Annotated in this window: 21 protein-coding genes; 12 read left to right on the top strand and 9 right to left on the bottom strand. The window is 67.1% G+C overall.

The window, feature by feature from the left end; all coding sequences use genetic code 11:
• Window positions 1–66: 66 nt before the first annotated feature.
• The 3 genes from VE25_RS10910 to VE25_RS10900 are packed head-to-tail and all read right to left on the bottom strand — an operon-like array spanning window position 67 to window position 3,349.
• On the bottom strand, window positions 67–1,290 hold the full coding sequence (locus tag VE25_RS10910) for an ABC transporter substrate-binding protein (protein ID WP_046108650.1): 1,224 nt from the start codon (window positions 1,288–1,290) through the stop codon (window positions 67–69).
• A gap of 43 nt (window positions 1,291–1,333) precedes the next feature.
• Window positions 1,334–2,275: a sugar phosphate isomerase/epimerase family protein gene (locus VE25_RS10905; RefSeq protein WP_046108756.1), complete on the bottom strand. Its 942-nt coding sequence runs from the start codon at window positions 2,273–2,275 to the stop codon at window positions 1,334–1,336.
• Between the two features lie 39 nt (window positions 2,276–2,314).
• A complete protein-coding gene (locus VE25_RS10900; protein ID WP_083988871.1) occupies window positions 2,315–3,349 on the bottom strand; it encodes a Gfo/Idh/MocA family protein in 1,035 nt (344 codons plus the stop codon).
• 399 nt (window positions 3,350–3,748) lie between these two features.
• On the opposite strand from VE25_RS10900, the gene VE25_RS10895 reads away from it, so the two are divergent.
• A complete protein-coding gene (locus tag VE25_RS10895) occupies window positions 3,749–4,786 on the top strand; it encodes a LacI family DNA-binding transcriptional regulator (protein ID WP_046108649.1) in 1,038 nt (345 codons plus the stop codon).
• Between the two features lie 308 nt (window positions 4,787–5,094).
• Here the strand turns inward: VE25_RS10895 and VE25_RS10890 are convergent, their stop codons facing one another.
• The 4 genes from VE25_RS10890 to VE25_RS10875 all read right to left on the bottom strand — a co-directional run bounded on the left by VE25_RS10890 (window position 5,095) and on the right by VE25_RS10875 (window position 9,678).
• Window positions 5,095–6,978 carry an adenine deaminase gene (locus tag VE25_RS10890; RefSeq protein ID WP_046108648.1) on the bottom strand — a complete coding sequence of 628 codons (1,884 nt, stop codon included), beginning with the start codon at window positions 6,976–6,978 and terminating at the stop codon, window positions 5,095–5,097.
• Between the two features lie 182 nt (window positions 6,979–7,160).
• A complete protein-coding gene (locus tag VE25_RS10885; RefSeq protein WP_046108647.1) occupies window positions 7,161–7,916 on the bottom strand; it encodes a glutamine amidotransferase in 756 nt (251 codons plus the stop codon).
• Window positions 7,917–8,927, bottom strand: coding sequence for a LacI family DNA-binding transcriptional regulator (locus VE25_RS10880; RefSeq protein WP_046108646.1), 1,011 nt, complete (start codon window positions 8,925–8,927; stop codon window positions 7,917–7,919).
• Entirely contained in the window at window positions 8,911–9,678 is a 768-nt protein-coding gene (locus VE25_RS10875) for a creatininase family protein (protein WP_046108645.1), read from the bottom strand. Before VE25_RS10875 ends, VE25_RS10880 begins: the two co-directional genes overlap by 17 nt.
• A gap of 162 nt (window positions 9,679–9,840) precedes the next feature.
• Here VE25_RS10875 and VE25_RS10870 point away from each other — a divergent pair, with 162 nt between their 5' ends.
• The 7 genes from VE25_RS10870 (at window position 9,841) to VE25_RS10840 (ending at window position 19,013) form a co-directional block, all read left to right on the top strand.
• Complete coding sequence (locus tag VE25_RS10870) at window positions 9,841–11,184, top strand: amidohydrolase family protein (RefSeq protein ID WP_046108644.1); 1,344 nt, start codon at window positions 9,841–9,843, stop codon at window positions 11,182–11,184.
• Window positions 11,185–12,159 carry a nucleoside hydrolase gene (locus tag VE25_RS10865; protein ID WP_083988870.1) on the top strand — a complete coding sequence of 325 codons (975 nt, stop codon included), beginning with the start codon at window positions 11,185–11,187 and terminating at the stop codon, window positions 12,157–12,159.
• Between the two features lie 25 nt (window positions 12,160–12,184).
• Entirely contained in the window at window positions 12,185–13,237 is a 1,053-nt protein-coding gene (locus VE25_RS10860) for a BMP family lipoprotein (protein WP_052731894.1), read from the top strand.
• A gap of 343 nt (window positions 13,238–13,580) precedes the next feature.
• The gene (locus VE25_RS10855; protein WP_046108643.1) at window positions 13,581–15,125 is read left to right on the top strand and encodes an ABC transporter ATP-binding protein; all 1,545 of its coding nucleotides are present in this window, start codon (window positions 13,581–13,583) and stop codon (window positions 15,123–15,125) included.
• Complete coding sequence (locus tag VE25_RS10850) at window positions 15,122–16,207, top strand: ABC transporter permease (protein WP_046108642.1); 1,086 nt, start codon at window positions 15,122–15,124, stop codon at window positions 16,205–16,207. Before VE25_RS10855 ends, VE25_RS10850 begins: the two co-directional genes overlap by 4 nt.
• Window positions 16,204–17,154, top strand: a complete 951-nt coding sequence (locus tag VE25_RS10845; protein WP_046108641.1) for an ABC transporter permease — start codon at window positions 16,204–16,206, stop codon at window positions 17,152–17,154. The genes VE25_RS10850 and VE25_RS10845 overlap by 4 nt, the downstream gene beginning before the upstream one ends.
• Window positions 17,151–19,013, top strand: coding sequence for an adenine deaminase (locus VE25_RS10840; protein WP_046108640.1), 1,863 nt, complete (start codon window positions 17,151–17,153; stop codon window positions 19,011–19,013). Before VE25_RS10845 ends, VE25_RS10840 begins: the two co-directional genes overlap by 4 nt.
• A gap of 8 nt (window positions 19,014–19,021) precedes the next feature.
• Here VE25_RS10840 and VE25_RS10835 read toward each other — a convergent pair whose 3' ends face one another.
• On the bottom strand, window positions 19,022–19,879 hold the full coding sequence (locus tag VE25_RS10835; protein ID WP_052731893.1) for a polysaccharide deacetylase family protein: 858 nt from the start codon (window positions 19,877–19,879) through the stop codon (window positions 19,022–19,024).
• A 505-nt stretch (window positions 19,880–20,384) separates the two neighbouring features.
• On the opposite strand from VE25_RS10835, the gene VE25_RS10830 reads away from it, so the two are divergent.
• Entirely contained in the window at window positions 20,385–21,320 is a 936-nt protein-coding gene (locus VE25_RS10830; RefSeq protein WP_083988868.1) for an SDR family NAD(P)-dependent oxidoreductase, read from the top strand.
• Here the strand turns inward: VE25_RS10830 and VE25_RS10825 are convergent.
• Window positions 21,266–22,246, bottom strand: coding sequence for a LysR family transcriptional regulator (locus VE25_RS10825; protein ID WP_046108638.1), 981 nt, complete (start codon window positions 22,244–22,246; stop codon window positions 21,266–21,268). The two genes, VE25_RS10830 and VE25_RS10825, sit on opposite strands and share 55 nt — an antisense overlap.
• 125 nt (window positions 22,247–22,371) lie before the next feature.
• Here VE25_RS10825 and VE25_RS21850 point away from each other — a divergent pair, with 125 nt between their 5' ends.
• The 3 genes from VE25_RS21850 (at window position 22,372) to VE25_RS10810 (ending at window position 23,812) form a co-directional block, all read left to right on the top strand.
• Window positions 22,372–22,713: a hypothetical protein gene (locus VE25_RS21850; RefSeq protein WP_052731892.1), complete on the top strand. Its 342-nt coding sequence runs from the start codon at window positions 22,372–22,374 to the stop codon at window positions 22,711–22,713.
• Window positions 22,714–22,716: 3 nt separating this feature from the next.
• Window positions 22,717–23,058 (top strand): hypothetical protein, encoded by a 342-nt coding sequence (locus VE25_RS10815; protein WP_046108637.1) that lies wholly within the window; start codon window positions 22,717–22,719, stop codon window positions 23,056–23,058.
• A gap of 61 nt (window positions 23,059–23,119) precedes the next feature.
• A complete protein-coding gene (locus VE25_RS10810; RefSeq protein WP_046108636.1) occupies window positions 23,120–23,812 on the top strand; it encodes a helix-turn-helix transcriptional regulator in 693 nt (230 codons plus the stop codon).
• Window positions 23,813–23,865: the final 53 nt, after the last annotated feature.

Raw genomic sequence — 23,865 nt, 5'->3', positions numbered from 1 at the left:
TCCATCGTGCCGCTCGAAGAAATGGCTGCCGGGGGACGATCCCGGCAGCCAGTCAGGGAGAGAGCTTTATCCGAGGATTCCCGCGATCGTCTGCTGGGCCTGGTCGAGCGCCTGCTGGGGCGTCTGCTGGCCGGTGAGCGCGGCCTGCATGGCGTCGTATATGGCCTTGGAGATCTTCTGCCATTCGGGATGGGGCCCGCGCGGCTGGGCGTACTGAAGCTGCTCCTGGAAGACCTGGAGCGCGGCATCCTTCAGCGGCACACCGGTTTCCGGCAGCACGATGTCGTTACGCGCCGGCAGCGAGGAGAACTCGGGGAACATGCGCTCGTCCTGGGAAACGAAGAACTCCAGCACCTCGAAAGCGGCGTCCGGGTTCTGGGTGGTGGCGAAGATGCCGTAGTTGAAGCCGCCCAGCGCCGAGGAGCGTTCGCCGCCGTCGGTGTCGGTCGGCAACAGCGCGACGGCCCAGTCGAACTGGGCGTCTTCCACCATGCGGTTGAGCTCCCAGGGGCCCGAGATGGCCATTGCGGCGTTGCCGGTGTTGAAGGTGCCGGTCGAATCCCACTGGCCGAGGCTCAGCACGTCCTGGCTGGCCAGGCGTTCATCGACCATCGTCTTCCAGATCTCGAGCGCGCGCACGGCGCCGGGTCCGTTGACCTCTCCGTAGGAGCCGCCGCTCATCTGGATCCACGGCAGGAACTGGAACGTGCCCTCCTCGCCGGCGCGGGCCGAGAAGGTGATGCCGTAGACGTTGTTGGCCGGATCGTTCAGCGCCCGGGCGGTCTCCAGCAGCTCGTCCCAGGTCTTGGGCGGCTCGGCGATGCCCGCGGCCTCGAACAGGTCCTTGTTGTAGAAGAGCGCGATGGTATCGGTATATTTCGGCACGCCGAAGAGCTTGCCGTCCCAGGTCACGGAGTTGAGCGGGCCCTGGAAGTAGTTCGCCGGGTCGATGACGTCGGAATTGGCCACGCGGTCGGTGATGTCGAGAAACGCGCCGCGCGAGGAGAACAGTGCGAAATCGGGGTTGTCGACCGAGATGATGTCGGGCGCGTTGCCGGTGGCGAAGGCGCGCAGCGCCTCGTTGACGAGCTCGTCGAACGGGATCGAGCGGTACTCGATCTGGATATCCCCTCCCCGCTCGTTGAACTCCTTGGAAAGCGTATCGGAGACGCCCGGCTGGTTGGTGCCGTCGATCGACCAGACCTTGACGATGGTCTGCGCCGTGGCCGGAGCCGTCATCATCGTAGCGGCGAGCAGCAGCCCGCCGAGTTTCAGTGTTGCCTTGTCCATGGTTTCCCTCCCTTTTGAACAATGGACTTGTTTTTCCGGCCGGTCAGGCCGAAAGCTTGAGCGAAGGATCTCCCCCGCCATAGGCCGCCTCGGTGTCGACGAAGTCGCCGCCGCGGCAGGTCTTCAAGTAGTTGAGGGCGCGCACCTGGCCGGTCATTTCGAGCGCGTCGCGATAGACGGGGTCGTGCCAGCCCTCGATGTCGATGGAGCCGGACCAGCCGGCCAGGCGCAACTCGGAGATGATGTCGGTCCAGTTGCTGTCGCCGAAGCCCGGCGTCCGCATGAACACGAACTTCTCCTTGCCGAAGACGCCGTGCTCGCGGATGACGTCCCAGCGCACCGTCGCGTCCTTGCCGTGGACGTGGAAGAATTTATGCGCCCACTTCCTGATCTGCGGCAGCGGATCGATGAGGTAGACGAGCTGATGGCACGGCTCCCATTCGAGGCCGACGTGGTCGTCCGGCGTCTCGTTGAAGATCAGCTCCCAGGCGTCCGGATTGTGGGCGATGTTCCAGTCGCCGGTTTGCCAGTTGCCGTCCATGGCGCAGTTCTCGAAGGCGATCCTGACGCCCTTGTCGGCGGCGCGCTTGGCGAGCTCCGACCACACTTCTCTGTACCGAGGCAGACTATCGGTCAGCGGTTTGTTACGGATGCGCCCGGTAAAGCCTGCGATGCAGGTGGCGCCGAAATGATGGGCGTTGTCGATGCAGTCCTTCCAGCCCTGCAGCGTTTCGAGGTCCATGGGCTTGTCTTCGAGCGGGTTGCCGAACATGCCGAGGGTCGAGATGGTGATGTCGCGATCCCCGATCGCCTCGCGGCAGCGCTTGCCGAGTTCGGCGAGGTTCTGGCCGTTGGTCGTCTGCCAGAAGAAGGGCTCGAAACTCTCGAAACCGAGGTTGACGATCTTGCGGATATCCTCGGCCGCCTTGCCGCCGGAGGCGGAGATCATGGTGCCGATACGAATAGATTTTGCGGGGTCGCTCACGTTCAAATCTCTCTCAGGATCTCGTCAAAATTTTACGCGCTAAAGGGTGATCTCGACCCGCTTCTTGGTCCTAGCGCTTTCGATCGCGCCGAAGACCATCGCAAGGCTCTTGATGTTGTCGTTGCTGGCTGTCTCGGGCGTGCGGCCGACCGAAATGGCATCGAGGAATTCGGCGATGACGCTGGCGTGGCCATGGGTCTGACGGAGGTCGGTAGGGTCCGGCACCTCCATGGGCGCGAGCTCGCGCAGGAACCCGGTGTCATTGGCGACGACCCTGGCCTCGAAGGCGTCGGCGCCGTCCCAGAGGAGCGTGCCCTTGGTGCCGATGAAGCGCCAGGCGCTCTCCCAACTGGTGTTGGCGCCCTCGGCGGCCCAGGAACCGCGATAGGTGAAGACCACGTCGTCGGAAAACTCGAAGATGGCGTTGGCGGCTGCGCCATGGGCGTACCAGGAACCGCGCGGATTGGTCTCGTGGCAATAGACGGCGAGCGGCGTCTTGCCGGGCATGAAGCGGGCGGCGTCGAGGGTGTGGATGGCCATGTCGAGGAGCAGGACGTTCTCCATCTCCTCACGGAAGCCGCCGAAGTGCGCGCCGATGAAGAAATCGCAGTGCAGGCCCGTGAGCTCGCCGATCGCTCCGCTTTCGAGGAAGCGGCGAATGCGGCGCACGCCTGCGATGAAGCGGCGGTTCTGCACCACGGCATGGACACGGCCCGCCTTCTCGGCCTCGGCAACCAGCGCACGCCCGGCATCAAGGGTCGTCGCCATCGGCTTTTCGCTGAGCACGTGGCAGCCATGGGCAAGACCGGTCTCGACCACGGAGTGACGAGCGGCGGGGATCACGACGTCGAACAGGATATCGGGCCGGGTCTCGGCGAGCACGGCTTGAAGGTCGGTCCCGATGACTGCCTCCGAGAGGTCGAATTCGGCGGCGCGCGCTTCGGCAGTCTTGCGGTCGATATCGACGAGGCCGACGACCTCCACCCTGCCCTTCAGCAGATCGCTGCCGGCGAGCGCCGAAAGCCACCCCTTGGACATGGCGCCGCAACCGACGAGCACCGCGCGAAACGTCATGAAACTCCTCCTCGAGAGCATCCAGCGGCCGGCCCGTTCGGGCTCACTGTCGCGGTTGCTCCGTAAACGTTTACGACGCTAAGATGGGAGCCGGATGTGAGTCAATGGGCTTTCGTAAACGTTTCTGAAGAATCGTCGCGGGAGGCATTTCGCGTCGGCGGAAAGCACGACTGGATCAGGGGACTCCCGGCTGTCATCCCGGCGAGAGCCGGGAACCAGTACACGCCAACCGGGCGGTTTGGCATCGATGCTTCAAAGCCTGTCGAGCCGAACGAAAACCGGGCCGCATCGTTTACTGGACCCCGGCTCTCGCCGGGATGACAGGTGGAGGGCCACCAAACAAGAATCCATGACACCTGCCCTCAACTGTGGCACCAGTCGTGCCGAACGGGAGGAAAGATGAAGGGCATCAAGCGGCTGGCGCAGCACCTCGATATCTCGATCGGGACGGTCTCGCGCGCGCTGAACGGCAAGCCGGACGTCAACGAGGAGACGCGCAGGCGCGTGCTCGATGCGGCCGCCCTGCTCGGCTACGCCCCCAATCAGGCGGGCCGGTCGCTGCGGCGCGGGAGCACCAACGCCGTCGGCTTCATGATCGAGTCCAACGACGAGACGGAAACCAACAGCGACAACTTCTTCCTCGGCGTTATCGGCGGACTGACGGGCGCGCTGCTCAAGCACAACCTCGACCTCGTGGTCCTGCCCTGCTCGGTCAACGAGGATCCGCACGACTATCTGCAGCGAATCGTCGCCCGGCGCCTGGTCGATGCCGTCATCATCTCGGCCACCCAGCGCAGGGACCGCCGGATCGATCTTCTCAAGGCGGCGCGCATACCGTTCATCGCCCTCGGGCGAACGGGCGGGCCCGATGAGCACGCGTGGATCGATTTGGACTTCGAAGGGGTCGCGCATAAAGCGGTCGCGCGCCTCGCAGCGCTCGGGCACAGGCAGATCGCCGTCGCCATTCCCGACAACGAGATCAACCTCGGCTACGTTTTCCGCGATGCGTTCGAGGATGCGATGGCGCATCACAGGCTGACGGTCGATCCGTCCCACATCATCCGCGCCAGATCGAGCGAGCATGGCGGCTACACCATCGGCAACGCACTGCTCGCCATGGAAAAGCGCCCAACTGCCATCGTGCTCGTCTACGAGATGATGGCGATCGGCCTTTACCGCCGCCTCAACGAGGCCGGCCTGACGCCGGGACGCGACCTCGCCGTCGTTGGCTTCCGCGAGGGGCCGCAGTCACAGTTCCTCTCGCCCGCCCTCACCAGCTTCCGCATGTCGCTGCGCGATCTCGGCATCGGATTGGCGGAGGGACTCCTTGCTACGATGCCCGCCTATGCCGATCAGTTTCCCCAAGGTTTCGTGCACAAACTCTGGCCGATGGAGCTGGTCGAGGGGGAAAGCGACGCTATGGTGATCGGGCGGTGACGGCACACCGCCGCCCATACCACTGAACGTCATCCCCGGCGAAAGCCGGGATCCAACCTTGAACGCATCGGTAAGCACGGGGAGCGCGATTACCCGCCCCGTTCATGCACCTTGCGGCCGGCGTGGCATCTCAGGATGGGTCCCGGCTTTCGCCGGGATGACAGCCGGTGGGATATGGCAGCCAACTGCCTCTCACTTCCGTCTCCTACATCATTGGGCCCTGCCAGTAGTCCGCAGAAATAACGCTCCGCCGCCCTGCCCCAAGCCGTTACGGCAGGAATTGTCCACCAATCGCCGAAATGAACCCCCTACCAGACGATGGGGTGCGTCTGCCCCGTCGCGACGTTGACAAAACCCTCCGGCGCCAGCGGCGAGGGGGCGACGAGCACCCAGCGCCATGGGGCGCAGGTCAATGTCGCGAAGGCGAGGCGTTCGGGGAATCCCGGCCACCAGCGTGGCGAGAAGGTCGGTTCGTACATCCAGTCGATCCCCTCGGCCGCCTTGTAGAGCGCCTGCATCTCGGCATCGAGCTCCTCGGGCGGGCGGCAGGTCATCAGCCCGCCGACCTCGTAGCGCACGATCGCGGCAAGGCGGCCTTCGCGCACCAGCGCCCAGCCGCCCTGCGTCTGCCGCAGCGCGTTGACCGCCTGCGCCATGGCGGCATCGGAGGAGCCGACGGCCCAGATATTGTGCTTGTCGTGGCCCATGGAGCAGGCGAGCGCAGTCTCCGGGGTGCGCGGCCCTGTGCCGAGCCAGAACATTTTTGCCACTTTCCCCTCGCCCGAGAAGCGATCGACGATGGCGAACTTGGTGACGTTGCGGTCGGCGTCGCGCTGCACCTTCCCGTCCTTCACCGGCAGCTCCATGGTGATGAACTCGTCGGTCCAGTGGAACGGGCGGAGCACCGCGGCCTGCATGGTCCCGCGCTCCGGCGCGGCGGGAATGGCGAAATCAGCGGCGGTGAGCTCACGGGCGATGTTGACGGTCTGCGTCGCCCAGTCGGGCCAATCGATCCTGGGCACCGGCTTGAGGTACTTGCCGCCTGCCGCAACCTCCTCGCCATCGGCCCAGACCTTGGCGATGGAGAGCGTTTCGACATCGTCGAGCAGCACCATGTCGGCGAAGCGCCCCGGCGCGATGGAGCCGACCCAGGGCGTCAGCCGCATGTGGCGGGCCGGGTTGATGGTGACAAGCTGGATGGCGATTTCGGGCGAGAGCCCCGCCTCGATGGCGAGGCGGACATTGTGGTCGGTCGCGCCAATCTTGAGCGTATCGGACGCCGAGCGGTCGTCGGTGCAGAGGGCGAACTGCGACCAGTCCTCCTGCCCCTCGGCGAGGAGGCCGCTGACGATGTCTTTGAGCGAATGCGGGCGCAGCTCCATGAAGAGGCCGCGGCGCAGCTTGTCGCGCACCTCCTCGGCCGTCCACGCCTCGTGGTCGGAGGCCATGCCGGCGGCGGCGAAGGCGTTGATGTCGTCGACGGCCCGCATGCCGGCCGCATGCCCCTCGACGACGCCGCGCGCCTCGAAGGTCGCGCGGATCATGCCCCAGAGCCGCTCGTGCGAAGGATTCTCCGGGTTCCAGACCGCGGGCCAGTCCATCACCTCGTCGAGGCCGGCGACCATCATCTGGCTTGCGAGGAACGCGCGCTGCTCGTCATAGCCGAAATGGCCGCCGCCCCATTCGTAGGCGGTGGGCGGCACGGCCGAGCCCGGAAGCGGGAAGATCTTCATCGGGCTGCCGGCGCGGCGCGCCGTCAGCCAGAATTCGAGGTTCCTGGGGCCATTGACGTTGGAGAACTCGTGGCTCGCCTCGCAGGTCCAGGTGTTGCCGTGGGGGATGACGAGCGCCGCCTCCCACTCCGGGGTCACGTGGCTCGATTCGATGTGCTTGTGCACCTCGCCGAAGCCGGGGACGGCGGCAAGCCGCGGCTCGCGGACCCGCTCGGCGACCTCGCCGGGATAGGCGCCGGCCGGCCCGACCCAGGCGATGCGGCGGCCGGAGATGACGATCTCCTGGTCCCCATGCCAACGGCGGCCGTTGACGTCGAGCAGGCGTCCGACGGTGAGGCTGCGGTCCGCCGGGCGCTTGCCGAGGGCGACCAGCGCCAGGTGCTGGCGGATGGCCACCTCGTCGGCGGCATTGACGATGAGGTCGTCGGGGAGAGCATGGGGCAGATTCGCCTGCGTCATTGCACCTGTCTTTCGATCCGCTCGGGGTCATCCCCGCGAAAGCGGGGACCTCTGTTTACAAGGAGCGGTGGAGAAAACAGAGGTTCCCGCTTTCGCGGGAATGACCCTGTGAAGATATCAGCATTGTGCGGGACCGAGGCATCCGTGTGTACTGGATGGTGCCAAGGCACGCGGTGCTTCTGTCACAGCCGTCCCGCCGCCCAGCCGGCGATCTGTGCCCAGAGGCGGGCGTAGCCCGGCCATTCGACGAAGGGCGGCGGGGCCCAGTGGGGGCCGCAGTCGGAGGTGAAGGCGACCGCCCTGCCCTTGCCGAACTGGCCTGCGGCAATCAACGGATCGGCGCCGACGGAGGCGACGAGGCCGGCGCCGTTCTTCATCGCCACCCGGTTGTAGCCGAGGAGCGCGGGCCACTCGCCGCCGAGGCCGGAAACGATCGGGTGCGCGGCATCCGCCACCACGGGTACAACGCCCTGCGGGGCCTCGATCCGGTCGTCATGGCGGAAGAGCGTCACCGGCAATGCCTCTTCGATGGCCGTGCCGGCATACTGCGCCTTGGCGTCGATGCCCTGGAAGGTGAGGTACCCGCCCACCATCACGAAGCCGCCGCCGTCGGCGACATAGTCGCGGACGGCCTCTAGCCGGTTGGGCAGCACCTTTGAGCGCACGAAGGTGTCCGGATGGAGCAGCAGGGTGTTGGCGCCGATATCCGAGAGCACGACGCAGTCGTAGGCGGCCAGATCCTCAGGGGTCGCGGGGAACTCGCGGGCCGCGACGTGCGCGGGCTGGTAGGTCACGTCCCACCCGGCGCCCTCCAGCGCCGAGCGCAGCCAGCGCACGCCTTCGGCGTATTCGGTGGTGGTGAAGCTGTCGAAGCCCTTCTGGTGGATGGAGTGGACGGTCCAGGATTCCCCGGCGATGAGGATTTTCGGCTTGGTCATTCAGTTGGTCTTTCGTTTGGCCGGCGCCACCGATTTGCGCACCACCAGCTCCACCGGCAGGCGGGTCAGCGCCGGCGCCGGCGTCTTGTTGAGAACGGCCATCAGCCGCTCGAAGGCGATGCGGCCCATATCGGCGATAGGCTGGCGCACGGTCGTCAGCGGCGGATCGACCAACTCGGCGAACGGCATGTCGTCGAAGCCGACGAGGGAGATGTCGCCGGGCACCGTGAGCCCCGCCTCGCGCACGGCTTTCAGGGCGCCGATGGCGAGGTAGTCCGAGCAGGCGAGGACGGCGGTCGGGCGCGGCGATTGCTTGAGGAGCCACCTCATGGCCTCGTAGCCGAACTGGCGCGAATAGTCCTTGAGCAGGATCCAGTGCGCGCGCACCGGCAGGCGCGCCTCGTCCATCGCCCGCTCGAAGCCGGCGAGGCGCTCGCGCACGGAAAAGAGCTCGGCCGGACCGCTGATGAGGGCGATGTCGTCGTGCCCCAATTCGATGAGGTGGTTAGCGGCGAGATAGGCGCCCTCGACATTCTCGACGAAGACGCGCGGGACCGCGACGTCGGGCACGTCCTCGTCGAGCAGCACGACGTTGCCGGCGCCCTTGAGGAGCCTGGCGAGCGTGCCGTCGTCGGGCTGGTTGGTCATCATGATGAGCCCGTCGACGTGCTGGTCGCGGAGGCGGTTGAGGGCGTCGATCTCCTTGGCGCGGCTGCCGCCGGTCGAGGAGATGTAGACGGCATAGCCGTGCCGCTCGGCCTCGGCCTCGACGGCAGCGGCGAGCTCGGCAAAGAACGGGTTGGCGATCTCGGGCGTGACGAGGCTGATGGCCTCGGTCTTGCCGGTCGACAGGCGCTTGGCGAGGAGGTTCGGGCGGTAGTCGAGCTTGGCGATGGCCGCGTCGATCCGGTCGCGGGTCGCCTGCGGCAGCTCGATGCGGTTGTTGAGGTAGCGGGAGACCGCGGTGGGAGAAACCCCGGCTTCCTCGGCGACATCATTGAGCGTTGCCATCTGTCACCTCGTGCCCCTTGTGGCGAAGCCGGAAGGCTTCGACCAGTTGCAGGCTTGCCTCGACGATGCCGGCGATCAGCGCCTCGCCCTTGCCGGCCGTTGCCGGCCGCGGGTCGCCGAAGACGCCGGTGGTGTTGAACTCGCGCAGCTGCATGGGTTCGTGTCCGAAAGTCACTGGGAATTCCGGATATTCTGCTGCCGCGCGGCTCATGTCGACTGCTTGCGGACGCAAAGCCAGCATCATCGCGGTCTCGACCTCGTCGGCGTGATAGAAGCCAGAGCCCGCCGGCTCGCTCTCGCAGATCTGCACGGCCAGCGCTTCGAGGCGCGGATAGTCAAGATGCAGCACCGGAAGGCCCTGGCCGGTCAATGTGCGGGCGGCGAGCGCGATGGGCTCGCGGTTGCCGAAGTGGCCGTTGACGAGCACCAGCGCCTCGACATTCATGCGGATGAGGCCGCGGCCGATATCCTCGAGCACGGCGCGCAGCGTTTCGGGCGAGATCGAGAGGGTGCCGGGGAAAGCCTCGTTGTTCCAGGCATCGCCATAGGCGACCGGCGGCAGCAGGAGCGCACCGAGGCCATCAGCGATGCGCCTTGCGACGCCATGGGCGAGGTCGGCATCCGTGGTCAGCGGCAGGTGGGCGCCGTGCTGCTCGACGGCGCCGACGGCAAGCACGGCGATGACGCCGCGCTCCAGCGCCTCGGCGACGTCCGGCCAGCTTACGCGGGACATATCGATCGCGCCGGCCATCAGCGGCCTTCGCGTGCGCGCAGGTCAGCCATGCTTGCCGCGATATTGTGCAAGAAGCCATTACGCTTAGAGTTTGTGCACAGGCGCCGCAATTGCATTTGACAAATCCGGTCGGAGTGGCGTTAGATCGCTATGTAAACCGCTTTACTTGCATTTGGTCAAATGGGTTCTCTACTAATTTTCGATGTGACGGTGCTGACTGTGGATAGCGCCGATACGGTGTTCGAGGGCGGCTGGGTCGCCATCCGCGACGAGCGCATCGCTGGCGTCGGCCCTCAGGAGACGACGCCGGACCCGGCCGGGTTCGACGAAGCCATTGCCCTGCCCGGCCACCTCGTCATGCCCGGCCTCGTCAACGCCCATACCCATTCGGCCATGGTGCTTTTCCGCGGGCGCTCCGAGGGGCAGAGCCTGCTCACCATGGAGGGCTGGTACAACTCCATCCGCGAGCCGGAGCTGTCGCTGCTGCCCTCCGACATCGGTCCGGCGGTCTCGCTCTCCTGCGCGGAGATGGCGCTGTCGGGCACCACCACATTCTGCGACCAGTATTTCTTTGCCGAGGAGATCGCAGAGGCGGCAGGAAAGAGCGGGCTGCGCGCCGTCATCGCCTACGGCATCGTGCAGCTGGGCGATACCGGGCGCGGCATCGAGGAGCTGCAGAACGCCGCCGACTTCATCGAGAAGCAGCGCTCGGCGGATGGGCGGATCGTGCCCTGGTTCGGGCCGCACGCGCCCTATGTCGACAATTCCGAGGACCTGCTGCGCGCCGAAGTCGAGCTCGCGGTCAAATACGGTTGCGGCATGCACCTGCACATGGCCGCCGGTCCCGAGGACAACGAACAGACCCTCGCCCTCTATGGCCTTACCGCGACGCAAGCGCTCTCGCGCGACGGGTTCTTCGCCGGTCGCGTGCACGCGGCACACTGCCTCGATCTCTCGGACGAAGACATCGCGATCTTTGCCGCTGCCCCTGCCGCCTCGGTCGCCTATTGCGCAACGGCGGGGCTGCGGTCCGGCCGCGAAGGCATGTGCCCGGCGGTGAAGCTGCGCGAGGCCGGCGTCGTCGTGGCGCTCGGCACCGACAATGTCGCGGCCAACAATTCCTATGACATGATCGCGGAAATGAAGGTCGCGGGTCTCGTCGCCTCGCACCGCGAGGGCCGCGCCCAGCCGATCTCCAGCCGCGAGCTCATCCGCATGGCGACGATCGAGGGCGCGCGGGCGCTGGGGCTCGACCACGAGACCGGCTCGCTGGAAGCCGGCAAGGCGGCCGACCTCATCGCCATCGACATTCGCGGTCCGGGTTATTCGGAAACGCCCGACGTCGAGACGCTTCTCGTCTATTCCGGCAGCGGCCGGGACGTGCGACATGTCTGGGTCGCCGGTGAGCAGCTGGTGCGCGACCGCACCCTCACCCGCGACGACCACAAGGACATCCGCGCCCGCTACACGGAAACCTACACGGATTTCTGGGCGCGCGTGGAAGAAGCAAGAAAGGCTGCATAAGTGGCGCACAACCGCCTTATACTGGACACCGATGGGGGCGTCGACGACGCCCAGGCCCTGCTGATGCTGATCGCCAACGGGCGCACGCCGGACGCGATCACCACCGTTTTCGGCAATGTGGGGCTCGCCGCCGCGACCCGTAACATCCTTGCGACGCTTGCCGTCGCCGATACCGATATTCCCGTCCACAGCGGCGCCGACCGGCCGCTTGCCCAACCCATCATCTCGGCCGAGCACATTCATGGCGAAGACGGGCTCGGCGGCGCGCCGCGCCCCGCCCGCACCGGGCAGGTCGCCAGCACCGACGCCATCGGGTTCCTGCGCCGCACCTTCCGGGAAGCGGCGGGGCGGGGCGAGAAGGTCGACATCCTGATGATCGGGCCGCTGACCAATTTGGCGCTGGCGCTGCGGCTGGAGCCGACGATCACCGTCGGCATCGGGCAGCTCACCATCATGGGCGGCTCGGTCTACGGGCGCGGCAACACCACGCCCGCGGCCGAGTTCAACATCTACGCCGACCCTGAAGCGGCCGCCATCGTCTTCCAGGCCGACATCGAGACCGTCGTCGTGCCGTGGGAGCCGTGCGTCACCCATTACATGGTCGGCGCCGACGTCGATGCGCTCTTCGCGCCGCTTCCGGAGGGACCGGAAAAGGCGTTCTCGCAGGCGCTGGCGCAACACGCCCGCCAGACCATTGCCGGCTATGGCGGGGGCGATGCCTTCCGTTTCGTCGACCCGTTCGCCGCCGCGGTCGTCATCGAGCCGTCGATCGTCACCAGGTCGATCAAGGCTTCCGTCGATGTCGCGCTCGCGCCGGGCATCACGCGCGGCATGACCGTCGTCGACCCTTCAGGTCGCCTCGGCACGCCCATGGTCACCCTCGTCGAGGAAGGCCGCATCGAACGGCTGGTGGGGCTCTACCAGGCATCCATCGCCTACGCCCCTGCCCCTCGCGCGAGAATAGCAACCGCATAACAAAACCCCACAAGGAGCGCCCCGAATGACCTCAGGAAAACTCACCCGCCGCAGCTTTGCCGGCCTCGCCCTTGCGGCGGGGCTGATGGGCTCGGTCTCGGCGCCGGCCGTGCTGGCGCAGGAGTATACCGAGGAGAACCCGCTGACCGTGGCCCTCGTCGTCCACGGCAATCTCGGCGACAAGAGCTTCTTCGACTCCGCCGCCGCCGGCCTGCAGCGGGCCGAGGACGAGCTGCCGGTGGAGGTGACCGTGATCGAGGCGGGCCTTGACCGCGGCCGCTGGGAGCCGGCGCTGGCCGACGCCACCGACCAGGGTTTTGACGTCGTCATCGGCGGCACCTGGGAGATGAACGGGTTCATGCAGGCGCTCTCGCCGGAGTACCCGGACACCAGGTTCATCCTCTTCGACGACACGCCGGACTTTTCGGGCGGCGCCTTCCCCAACATCCTCGCCATCCAGTACCGCACCTCGACGGCGGCTTACCTTGCCGGCTATGCGGCGGCCAAAATCTCCGAGACGGGCAAGCTCGGTGAAATCCTCGGCGTCGAAGGGGCAACGATCGTCGAGTTCGCCGTCGGCTTCGAACAGGGCGCCAAGGCGGCCAATCCGGACGTGGAAGTGACCCGCGCGATCGCGGGCTCGTTCACCGATCCGGCCAGGGGCAAGGAGCTGGCGCTCGCCCAGTTCGCACAGGGCGTCGATATCGTCTTCCCGATCGCGGGCGGCACCGGCATTGGCGCGCTGCAGGCGGCGCGCGACGAAGGCAAGCTCGCCGTCGGCGTCGACAGCGACCAGGCCGAGATCTTCGCCCCGACCGACGCGGCGCAGGCGGAAGTGATCTTCACCTCGGTCGAAAAGAAGGTCGGCCAATCGCTCTATACCGCCCTCGAGCAGACGCTGGCCGGCACCGCGCCCTACGGCTCGACGGTGCTGCTCGGCCTTGCCGACGGGGCCGTGGGGCTGTCCAAGAACAGCTACTACGAAGCGACCGTGCCGGCGGAGGTGCGCGCCGAGGTGGACGCGGTCGAAGCCCAGATCATCGCCGGCGAGATCGAAGTCGATACGGTGATGCAGTAACGAAGACCCCCTCATCCGCCCTGCGGGCACCTTCTCCCACGAGGGGAGAAGGGAACGGGTGGCACCCTCCCCTCTCCCCTCGTGGGAGAGGGTGGATCGGCCGAAGGCCGAGACGGTGCGGGTGCATGCCTCAGTACCGTTCTTGCCCCATACCCCCCACAGCGGGTCATCCCCGCGAAAGCGGGGACCTCCGTTACCGGGTGAGCAATGAACAGAGGTTCCCGCTTTCGCGGGAATGACCCGGTGGAAGGATGAACCAGTGGAAACACTCCGACACTCGTGCTTACTGGATCCCGGCTTTCGCCGGAATGACGGCCTCGGAATTTGAGATGGATCACCCAGAATGGCCGCCCTGCTCGAAGCCATAGCCATCCGAAAGACCTATCCCGGCGGCACGCTCGCCAATGACGGGGTGGACCTCTCGGTACAATCCGGCAAGGTGCACGCGGTCGTCGGCGAGAACGGGGCTGGCAAGTCGACGCTGATGAAGATCCTCTTCGGCATCGAGAAGCCCGATGCCGGGGAGTTGCGGCTCGAGGGCAACGCGATCGCCTTCGCCAATCCGCGCGAGGCGATCGATGCGGGCATCGGCATGGTGTTCCAGCATTTTTCGCTCGTGCCGTCGTTCACCGTCTACGAGAACGTGGTGCTGGGCTCCGAACCGAAATCCGGCATCCGCTTCGACCGGGAGAAGGCCATAGCCGAAGTGCGGGCCCTCTCCGAACGCTTCCGGCTCAACGTCGATCCGCTGACGCCGGTCGAGCAACTGCCCGTTGGCCAGCAGCAGCGGGTGGAAATCCTCAAGGCCCTCTACCGCAACGCGCGCATTCTCATCCTCGATGAGCCGACGGCGGTGCTCGCCCCGCAGGAGGTGGCCGAGCTCTTCGTTGCCGTGCGTTCGCTGGTCGAGCAGGGCCGCACGGTCATCTTCATCGCCCACAAGCTGCCGGAGGTGCTGGAGATTTCCGACCGCATCACCGTGATGCGTGGCGGGCGGACGGTGGGCGAGGTCGAGACGAAAAGCGTCACCGAGCAGAGCCTTGCGACCATGATGGTCGGGCGCGAGGTGTCGCTGCGGGTCGAGCGCGGGCAAACGGCCGGGGCGCTCGCCTGCGAGATCAAGGCCTTGAAGCTCGTCGGCGACAACGGCGCGACCATCGCCGAGGATTTGAACCTGAGGGTCCATTCCGGCGAGATCGTCGGCCTCGTCGGCGTCGAGGGCAACGGACAGGCCGAGCTGCTGGAAGCGGTCGCGGGCCTGCGGCCGGTGGCGGAGGGCGCCATCTATCTCGACGGCGCCGACATGCTGCCGCTCTCGGTGCTGGAGCGGCGCGGCAAGGGACTGTCCAACATTCCCGAGGACCGCATCGCGCAAGGCCTCGCCACAGGATCGAGCGTCGCCGAGAACCTCGTCGCCACGCGGTTGGACGATGCCCGGTTCGTGCGCCGGGGCCTCCTCGACCTCAAGGCGATCCGCGAGAACGCGGTGTCGCTCATCGAGCGGTTCTCGATCCGCGTCGGAGGACCGAACTCCGCCGTCGGCACGCTCTCTGGCGGCAACATGCAGAAAGTGGTGGTGGCGCGCGAGCTGTCCGAGGAGCCTAAGCTGCTGCTCGTCAACCAGCCGACGCGCGGCGTCGACCTCGGGGCGACGCAGTTCATCTGGAAGTCGATCACCGACGCGCGCGACGCCGGGGCGGCGGTGCTGCTGAGCTCGGCCGACCTCGGCGAGCTTTTAGCGCTCGCCGACCGGCTGGTGGTCTTCTACCGCGGCCGGATCGTCGCCGCCTTCGTCAATTCCGAGGCTTTGAACGCTGAGACGCTCGGCACCTACATGCTCGGCCTCGAAACGCAGGAAGCCGATACCATGAGGAGCGCGCTGCGATGAACCTCGCATCTTTCGGCCGGGAAGCCGGCCGCGCCGCCGCCGCGCTCGTCATCGCGCTCATCGTCGCCTACGTCGTGGTGCTGGCGACGTCGCAGGACCCGGGCGCCGCCTTCACGACGCTCTTGACCGCTCCGCTCTCCTCCAACCGCACGCTTGGCCTCTGGGTCGACGACATCGCCAAGCTGACGTTGACTGGCCTTGCCTTCAGCCTCATCTTCCAGGCGCGCCAGTTCTCGATGGGCGTGCAGGGGCAGGTCTATGTCGGCGGGCTCTTTGCCGCGCTCGTTGCCATGTCGCCGATCGGGGCGACACCCATCGCCATTCCGCTCTCGATGCTGGCCGCGATGGCGGCGGGCGCGGCCTACGGGTTCATCCCCGGCTATGCGAAGGCGCGGTTCGGGGCGAGCGAGATCGTCTCGTCGCTGATGCTCAACTACATCGCCATCCGCGTGGTCAACTACCTGGTGCGCGCGCACCTCGCCCCGCCGGGCACCGGTCAGCTGATGACGGAGCCGTTTCCTCCGACGGCGGTGTTCCCGGCGATCATCCCCGGCACGCGCTTCGACCTCGGCATCGTCATCGCGCTCGTTTGCGTCGTCATCGTCTGGTTCGTGCTCTACCGGACGAGCTGGGGGCTGAAGCTGCGGCTCGTCGGGCACAACCCGAAATTCGCCGAATATTCGGGCATCCGCGCCAGCGCCATCATGGTCAGCGCCATGACGGTCTCGGGCGCGATCGGCGGGCTCCTCGGCGCCGTCTTCGTGCAGGGGCGCGCGTTCGGCAAGCTTTCCATCGATTTCGACGGAAACCTCGCCTTCGAGGGCATCCTCATCGCCATCGTCGCGCGCAGCCGGCCGCTCGCCGTGCCGTTCGTCGCGCTGTTCTACGGCTATCTGCGGCAGGGGGCGCAACTGATGGGCATTCGCACCGACGTGCCGACCGAAATGATCTCGGTGGTGCAGGCGGTCATCATCCTCCTCGTAGCCTCCTCCTTCACCGTGCCGGGCCGCAAGGCGCTCGCCCGGTTGCTGCGGCGGGACGAAGCGCCGGCCGGCGCCACCGCGGGAGTTGCGCAGAAATGATCGAACTGCTGATGACGGTCTTTTCGGCCACCTTCTTCGTTACGGTCATCCGCACCGCGACGCCGTTGATCTTCGCGACCCTCGGCGGCCTCATCTCGGACCTTTCCGGGGCGCTCAACGTCGCGCTCGAGGGCATGATGCTGATTGCGGCGCTCACCGCCGTCATCGTCTCGGTCTACGCGCCCTGGTACGTGGCGGTGCTCTCAGGCGTGCTCGCAGGGGCGCTGCTCGGGGCGCTGATGGCGTTCTTCCATTTGAAGATGAAGGCCGACATCATTCTCGTCGGCTTCGCCGTCAACATCCTTGCCGCCGGCGGCACGGTGTTCGCGCTGTCGCAGGCGACGGGCGGCGACAAGGGCACCTCGATCAACCTGACCTCCAAGGCGGTGCCGGCGGTCGATCTTCCCTTCCTCGAGGCGATCCCCGTTGTCGGCCCGACACTCGACCGACTGCTTTCGGGGCACTCTATCCTCTCGTGGCTGGCGGCGCTCACCGTCTTTGCGGTCTGGTACTTCCTCTACCGCACGCCGCATGGCCTGTGGCTCCGGGGCGTCGGCGAATATCCGGCCGCGCCCGAGGCGGCGGGCATTCCAGTCAACAAGGTGCGCGCCTGGAGCCTCGTTGCTTCGGGAGCGCTGGCGGGCATCGGCGGGGCGCAACTCGCCATGTTCAACTATATCGGCTTCACCCGCGACATGACGGCGGGCCGCGGCTTCATCGCGCTCGGCGCAGTGCTACTGGGCGCCCGCCATCCGGTCGGCGCGATGCTGGCGGCCCTGCTCTTCGGCGTCTTCGAGGCGCTTTCCATCGTCATGCCCAACCTCTTCAACTGGATACCGGGCGAGCTCATCCAGACCATCCCCTTCGCAGTGACGATCCTGGCGCTCATCCTCTTCTCCTACCGCAGCCAGCGGGCGCGGCAACTGAAGACGCTGAGCAAGATATGAGCCTGCCCGTCGACCTGATCCTCAATGCCGCCGATGAAGTGGCGATCCGCCAGCACCTGACGCTGGTGGCTCTCGCCAGGAAACCGGCGGACCTCGCCATCGAGGTCGGGCGCCTGTTCGTCGCTCATGCCAACCACTGGCTCGATGATCAGGAGATCGTCGTTTCCGGCCGCCGCATCGCCTATGTGGGGCCCATCGGCTCCTATCGCGGCGAGGTGGCGGAGCGGGTGAAGTACCCGAACCTCTCTGCCGTGCCCGGCTTCGGCGAGGTGCACAAGCACATCGAGTCCACCCACATCACCCCCGAATACGAGGCGGCGCTCGTCATCCCGCGCGGCAATACGTGGACGTGCGAGGCGAGCCACGAGTTCGCCAACGTCAATGGCCCCAAGAACACCGAGTTCTGGCAGAAGGCGCGGCTGGCCGGCTCGCCGCTGAAAGTCTTCATCCAGCCGGGCTCGGCGGTGCCGCCCAGCGCCTGGGAAGAGAGCGGCGGCTGGTACGGGTACGAAGAGCAGAAGGCCTTCCTCGACAAGGACCTTTCGGTCGTCAGCCTCGACGAGGTGATGGACTGGCCGTCGGTCTGGGACCCGGGCAATCCGGGCTACCAGCGTATGTGGGGGATGATCGGGGCGACCTTCGAGAAGCGCGGCATCGTGGAGGGGCACGGCTCGGGCCTCACCGATCCGCACGAGATCAGCGCCTTCATCGCCGCCGGACTTTCCTCCGACCATGAGGTGTGGGCGCTCGACGAAGCCTGGGACAGGCTGATGCGCGGCATCTTCACGGAGCTGCGGCCGTTCTCCTACGACGCGATCATTCCCGGCCTCATCGAACGGGGTCTCAAGGACTGGTCGAACGTCGCCTTCACCACCGACGACCGCTCGGCGAGCGATACGCTGCGCGACGGCGCGACCGACCACAATGTGCGCCACGCGATCGGCTACGGCCTCCCGCCCGAGATCGCCATCCAGTGCGTGACGATCAATCCGGCCCGGCACATGCGCATCGACCAGTGGGTCGGCTCCATCGCTCCGGGCCGCTACGCCGACATCGTGCTGCTGGAGGACGTGCCCTCCGTCGCCATCGCCCATGTCTACGCCGACGGCCGGCTCGCGTCGCGGGGCAAGACCTATCTCGGCCGCCTGCCCCGCATCGACTGGCCGGACTGGGCGACCAAGACCATGAACATCGGCCGCACCCTCGCCGCCGCCGATTTCGCCATTCCCGCCGCGCCGGGGCGTAAGACCATGCAGGCGGCGGTGCTGCGCCCGTTCCACTGGAACGAGGACTTCCTCGTCGAGGAGCTGCCGGTGGTCGAGGGCAAAGTGCAGCGCGCGCCGGAAAGGCTCATCACCAAATGGTCGATGATCGACCGCTATCGCGGCGACGGCGCCGTCGCCTCCATGTTCTGGACCGGCTGCGGCCCGCGCGATCCCGACACCGCGCTCGCCTGCTCCGTCGCCCATGACAGCCACAATGTCTGGTGCATCGGCTCGTCCGACGCGGCGATGGCGAAAGCCGTCAACAGGGTGCAGGAGAGCGACGGCGGCTGGGCGCTGGTGCACCGGGGCGAGGTCGTCGGCTCGGTGCGGCTGGAGGTTGCGGGGCTGATGACCGCGCGACCCGCCGAAGCGCTCGACGCCGACATGCAGGCGTTCCTTACGCGCGCCGGGGAAGTCGACTGGATCTATGCGCCGGCTGCCATGAACCGGTGGAAGCCGGGATTCCCCGAATTCCTAATCTTCGCGACGCTCACCTGCGCGCCCTGGCGCTGGGTGCTGGTCGCACCGTCGAAGCTTGCGCCGGAGGGTTTCGTCAACGTACAGACGGGCGAGACCCACCCGATTGTCTGGTAACCGGATGGCTACCCCTGCATCCGGTCCCGCCATTCGCGCACGCCGACCGGTTCGATGCCGAATTCGGCCATCAGCTCGCGCGCACGGCCGCTGCGGAAGAACGCGTATTCGCCGGTCCGGAACGCCGCGTCGCTCGCCATGAGCTCGATCTCGCCGGGCGCATTGAAATGCAGGGCCAGCCACGAGAGACCTTCGGGCACGCGCGAGAACAGGTCGCGATAGGCCGCCTCGATGCCCTGCGGCCACTCCCAGGGCGTCTCGAGCTGCAGGTCGACGATGGGGTTCCCGCGCTGCCGCGCCCTCGCGGAGGCTGCCTCGAATTCGGCGGTCGCCACCGGCCCGACATAGTCCATGACGGAGAACGTCATGTAGTCCTTCATCAGCAGGATCGGCACGCGGTAGTCGGCGCCGAGCCGCTCGTAGATGGCAACGAACTCGGGCATCATCGCCGTGCCCATGTGGCAATCGAGGTGGGTCACGTCGATGCCCGCGGCCAATGCGGTTTCAACCTGGGCGCGCAACTCCCGCTCGACCGCCGCCGGATCGGCGTGGCGGCGCACGTCAGGCACCTCGGCCCAGAAGTAGCCGTCCGGATCGGTGAGGCCTTCCGCCGACACCCCGGTCAGCGGGCGCCAGCGATAGGGCTTCATGTCCGAGTTGAGGGTCAGGTGCACGCCAAGGTCGAGCTCTGGGTTGTCGCGGGCTATGGCGGCGATTTCCGGAAACCACGCGCACGGCACCATCACCGAGCCGGCGGTGCAGAGCCCCAGGCGCGTGAGCTCGAGGAAAGCGGTGTTGGCGCCGTGGCTGACGCCGACGTCGTCTTCGTGGATCACAACGAAACGGGAATTGGCTTGCGAGGACATTCTGGTCACCCTTTCTCGCGGCCGCCGCGACATGCGGCAGCTTCATCGAGTTCGGGGGACCGGGCGCCGTAGCACCGGATTCCAGGACGCTTCTGCGACGTCCCTTTTTCGCTCCAGGTGTGATTTTGCACCCGGAAGGGACGGCGTGCAAGTCAAAGGGGGCCGGCGCCTCCCAACTGTCATCCCGGAATCCAGTACACGCTGGCTCACGTTGCGCGCACATCACTATCCACCGGGTCATTCCCGCGAAAGCGGGAACCTCTGTTGCATTGCGCAGACCCCAAACGGAGGTCCCCGCTTTCGCGGGGATGACCGGGTGGTTGGGTAAACTTTTTGCCCGAACACACCGGCATCGTTTACTGGACCCGGCTTCCGCCGGGGTGACAACGGAGGGGCAGGACCGGCACGATTGCGAAGCCGCGCTTCACGCCGCGTGCCGATTTTGCGCTCTTATGCGCTCGCTTGCACCGCGCCACATAAGCCCCATTAGACATGGGGTGACCAAATGAGCGAAGAGAAATCGGGAGGCGGCCTCAGCCGCCGGATGTTCATCGGCGGCGCGGTGGTGGGGGCCGGGGTCGTCGGCGCGGCGGCCGGGGCGCTGGCGGCGAGCGGCGGCACGCCGGGAGCGCAGGTGGTGCGGGTGCCGGGCGAACGGGCGCGCTTCACCGACAAGGTGGTGCTGATCACCGGCGCGACCTCCGGCATCGGACGGGCCGCTGCCTTTGCCTTCGCCGCCGAGGGCGCGCGCGTCGGCTTCTGCGGCCGGCGCGTCGAGCGTGGCCGGCAGGTCGAGGAGGCGATCCGCGGCGCCGGGGGCGAAGCCACCTATTTCGAGGCGGACGTGCGCGATCCGGCGGCCGTCACCGCTTTCGTCGACGGGGTGGTAGAGCGCTATGGGAAGCTCGATGTCGCCTTCAACAACGCCGGCATCAGCATCAGCGCGCCGCTGCACGAGTCGAGCGTCGAGACCTGGGACGACGTGCAGACGACGAACGTGCGCGGCGTCTGGCTCGCCATGCAGGCCGAGATCCCGCACCTGCGCGCCAATGGCGGCGGAGTGATCCTCGTCACCTCCTCGGCCAACGCCGTCGGTTCGCGGCCGAACCTCGGCATCTACAACTCCACCAAGCGCGCGCTGGTCGGGCTGGTGCAGACGGCGGCGCTGGAATATGCGGCCGACAACATAAGGGTCAACGCTATCTGTCCCGGCGCCACCGACACCGAAATGATCCGCCGGCAGGCGGGGATGATGGAGGCGCCGGATGCGGCCTGGAACGCGGCAGTGGGCGTGTGGGCGCGCCAGAACGTCCACGCCTTCCGCCGGCTCGCCAGCGCCGACGAGATGGCGCAGGCGGCCCTCTCGCTCTGCGCCGACGAGATGAGCTACCTCACCGGCTCGGCCGTCTTCGTCGACGGCGGCATGACCGCCGCCCTCTGACGGAACTTTTGGCGCAGGAACTCGACGAGCGCGGTAAGGCGCGGCAGCGCCTGGGTGCGGCCGGGATAATAGAGGAATAGGCCGGGCGTGACGGGCGTGAAGGCGGTCAGCACCGGCTCCAGCCGACCTTCCTCCACCTGCACTTGGGCGAGGGGCGAGGCCGCATAAGCCAGCCCCTCGCCCGCCTCGGCGGCCATGAGGTTCGCGGCGGAGTCGTTGACGATGAGGCCGCCGGTCACGTCCATCTCGAACATCCTCCCGTCGCGCACGAACTGCCAGCGGTAGATGCGCCCGTCGGAGCTGCGGAAGCGGATGCAGCGATGGCCGGCAAGGTCGGCCGGGTCCAGCGGGCGACCGTTGCGCTGCAGGTAGCCGGGACTGCCATAGACGGCAAAGGCGAAAGGCGGGGTGATCGGCACAGCTACCATGTCAGGGTCCAGCGTCTCACCGAGGCGGACGCCCGCGTCGAACCCGTCGGCGAGAACGTTGTCGAAGCTGTCGCTGGCGAAGAGCTCGACCTCGAGCCCCGGATGGGCGCCCAGGAACTCCTGCAGGAGCTGCGTGAAGAGCATGCCGGACGCGGCGCGCGGCACGTTGAGCCGCAGGAGGCCGGTGACGTTGCTGCCGAGCGTCGTCACCTGCGTCAGCGCCGTTTCCACATTGGCGATGGCCGGGCGCACGCCCGCAAGGAACGCCTCGCCCGCCTGCGTCAGCCCCACCTGGCGGGTGGTGCGGGCAAGGAGCGGTGCGCCGACGCGCGCTTCGAGCAGGCGGATGATCTGGCTCAAGGCCGAGGGCGAGATGCCGAGGCGCCTGGCGGCAGCGCGGAAATTGCGGGTTTCGGCGAGCGTCGCGAAGGCGACGAGACCGTCGAAATGGTCGCGTTTCGGGCCGTTCGACGGTGGTGCCGCGTGCTTGTCGCTCATGGCGGCAATCTCGGGTGCGCGCTGCGCAAAATCAAGCGGCGCGCGGCATTGTCAGCCTCCTGACAAGCGCTGACAGTGCGTCGTGACAATCTCCTTTCATGGACGCAAGAAAGAGGGAGCCCGCCATGCCGCAAACGCTCGAAATCGTCACCTTCCGGTTACGCGATGGCCATGAGGCCGGGTTCCTGACGGCAAACATCGTGGTCAACGAATGGCTGGCGCGCCAGCCGGGGTTCGTTTCCCGCCATCTTTCCTACCGCAGGGCCGGAAACTGGTGGGTCGATACCGTACTCTGGGAGAACCGCGCCACCGCCTGGCAGGCGGCCGAGAAGATGATGCGCGAGATCGGCGAAACGCCGGCGATGCGCGCCATCGATCCGGCGAGCATCGACATGTCCCATGCCGACGTCGCCATCGTCCATCGCGCGGCCGAGCGGCTGCCCGCGCCGGCCAACGACGCGGCCTGACCCATGAGCGCACTCATCCCTCTCGATACAAGCCGCCAGGCGCTCGCCGCTCCGGTGGCCTATCGCGTAACCTTCCGGTTGCGCGAAGGCCAGAACGGCGATCCGGCCGCGTTCGATGCCGCGATAGACGCGTGGCTTGCGGAGCAGCCCGGCTTCGCCGGCCCCTCGCCGGTGGCGGACGCGGTGCTGTGGCAGAGCCATGCGAGCGCCTGGGCAGCGGCCGAGAAGCTTGCGCGTGCCGTGCGCAAGGCGCCGGGGTTTGCCGCGGTCGATCCGGCCTCGCTCTCGCTCACCCATACCGGTCCGTCGCGGGCGGCGGCCGGTCTTATATTGCGCGTCGCCTGATGCGTGAGATTCGTTCCACTTTTGTGCTATTCCAGCTGCCCCAGAAGCTGGAGCGAATCCCATGTCCAAGGCGGAGCGGCTGTTCCACCTCGTCAACCTGCTCAAGGGCCGGCGCACGGCCGTCACCGCGCGCGACCTTGCCGAGACGCTCGGGGTTTCCGAGCGCACGGTCTACCGTGATATCGGCGCGCTTGCGGCCCAGGGCGTGCCCGTCTCGGGCGATGCGGGGGTGGGGTACCTGCTCGCTCCCCATACCCATTTGCCGCCGCTGATGTTCTCGCCCGAAGAAGCCATCGCGATCTCCATCGGCCTCAAGTTCGTGCGGGCCTTCACCGATCCGGACTTGGCGACTGCGGCAACGACCGCCGAACAGCGGGTGAAGGCAGTGCTGCCCGATGGCGTCAAAGCCGACCTCGAGCGCCTGCCCTACCGCATCCCGGTGCTGCAGAGCGGGGCCGAGGAGCGCGATCGGCACCAGAGGGTGCGCCGGGCGGCGGCGGAGTATCTCAAGCTTCGGATCGACTACCGCGACGAGCACGGCAACCCGTCGGTACGGGTCATCTGGCCGCTGGCCCTCGTCGGCTGGGGGGACCACTGGACCATCCTCGCCTGGTGCGAGACGCGCGTCGCCTATCGCAACTTCCGGCTGGACCGGATCGTCGGCCTCGTCGAAACCGGCGAGAACTTCGAGGCCACGGAGACGATCAACGTCGCGCACTATTATCGGACGGAGTTCGGGTTCGAGGATATCTGAGCGCGTGCCACAGGCACAATGCTGCCCCTCCCCCTTGAGGGGAGGGGCTGGGG

Origin of the sequence: Devosia geojensis (genome assembly GCF_000969415.1) — a bacterium.
Classification (GTDB): domain Bacteria; phylum Pseudomonadota; class Alphaproteobacteria; order Rhizobiales; family Devosiaceae; genus Devosia; species Devosia geojensis.
This window is presented reverse-complemented; position numbering and strand designations above follow the sequence as displayed.

Bases quoted from the DNA above. Each gene is read 5' to 3' on its own strand.
- VE25_RS10910 (WP_046108650.1), bottom strand. From the start codon at position 1,290: ATGGACAAGGCAACACTGAAACTCGGCGGGCTGCTGCTCGCCGCTACG.
- VE25_RS10900 (WP_083988871.1), bottom strand. From the start codon at position 3,349: ATGACGTTTCGCGCGGTGCTCGTCGGTTGCGGCGCCATGTCCAAGGGG.
- VE25_RS10895 (WP_046108649.1), top strand. From the start codon at position 3,749: ATGAAGGGCATCAAGCGGCTGGCGCAGCACCTCGATATCTCGATCGGG.
- VE25_RS10890 (WP_046108648.1), bottom strand. From the start codon at position 6,978: ATGACGCAGGCGAATCTGCCCCATGCTCTCCCCGACGACCTCATCGTC.
- VE25_RS10885 (WP_046108647.1), bottom strand. From the start codon at position 7,916: ATGACCAAGCCGAAAATCCTCATCGCCGGGGAATCCTGGACCGTCCAC.
- VE25_RS10880 (WP_046108646.1), bottom strand. From the start codon at position 8,927: ATGGCAACGCTCAATGATGTCGCCGAGGAAGCCGGGGTTTCTCCCACC.
- VE25_RS10875 (WP_046108645.1), bottom strand. From the start codon at position 9,678: ATGGCCGGCGCGATCGATATGTCCCGCGTAAGCTGGCCGGACGTCGCC.
- VE25_RS10870 (WP_046108644.1), top strand. From the start codon at position 9,841: ATGGGTTCTCTACTAATTTTCGATGTGACGGTGCTGACTGTGGATAGC.
- VE25_RS10860 (WP_052731894.1), top strand. From the start codon at position 12,185: ATGACCTCAGGAAAACTCACCCGCCGCAGCTTTGCCGGCCTCGCCCTT.
- VE25_RS10855 (WP_046108643.1), top strand. From the start codon at position 13,581: ATGGCCGCCCTGCTCGAAGCCATAGCCATCCGAAAGACCTATCCCGGC.
- VE25_RS10850 (WP_046108642.1), top strand. From the start codon at position 15,122: ATGAACCTCGCATCTTTCGGCCGGGAAGCCGGCCGCGCCGCCGCCGCG.
- VE25_RS10845 (WP_046108641.1), top strand. From the start codon at position 16,204: ATGATCGAACTGCTGATGACGGTCTTTTCGGCCACCTTCTTCGTTACG.
- VE25_RS10840 (WP_046108640.1), top strand. From the start codon at position 17,151: ATGAGCCTGCCCGTCGACCTGATCCTCAATGCCGCCGATGAAGTGGCG.
- VE25_RS10835 (WP_052731893.1), bottom strand. From the start codon at position 19,879: ATGTCCTCGCAAGCCAATTCCCGTTTCGTTGTGATCCACGAAGACGAC.
- VE25_RS10830 (WP_083988868.1), top strand. From the start codon at position 20,385: ATGAGCGAAGAGAAATCGGGAGGCGGCCTCAGCCGCCGGATGTTCATC.
- VE25_RS10825 (WP_046108638.1), bottom strand. From the start codon at position 22,246: ATGAGCGACAAGCACGCGGCACCACCGTCGAACGGCCCGAAACGCGAC.
- VE25_RS21850 (WP_052731892.1), top strand. From the start codon at position 22,372: ATGCCGCAAACGCTCGAAATCGTCACCTTCCGGTTACGCGATGGCCAT.
- VE25_RS10815 (WP_046108637.1), top strand. From the start codon at position 22,717: ATGAGCGCACTCATCCCTCTCGATACAAGCCGCCAGGCGCTCGCCGCT.
- VE25_RS10810 (WP_046108636.1), top strand. From the start codon at position 23,120: ATGTCCAAGGCGGAGCGGCTGTTCCACCTCGTCAACCTGCTCAAGGGC.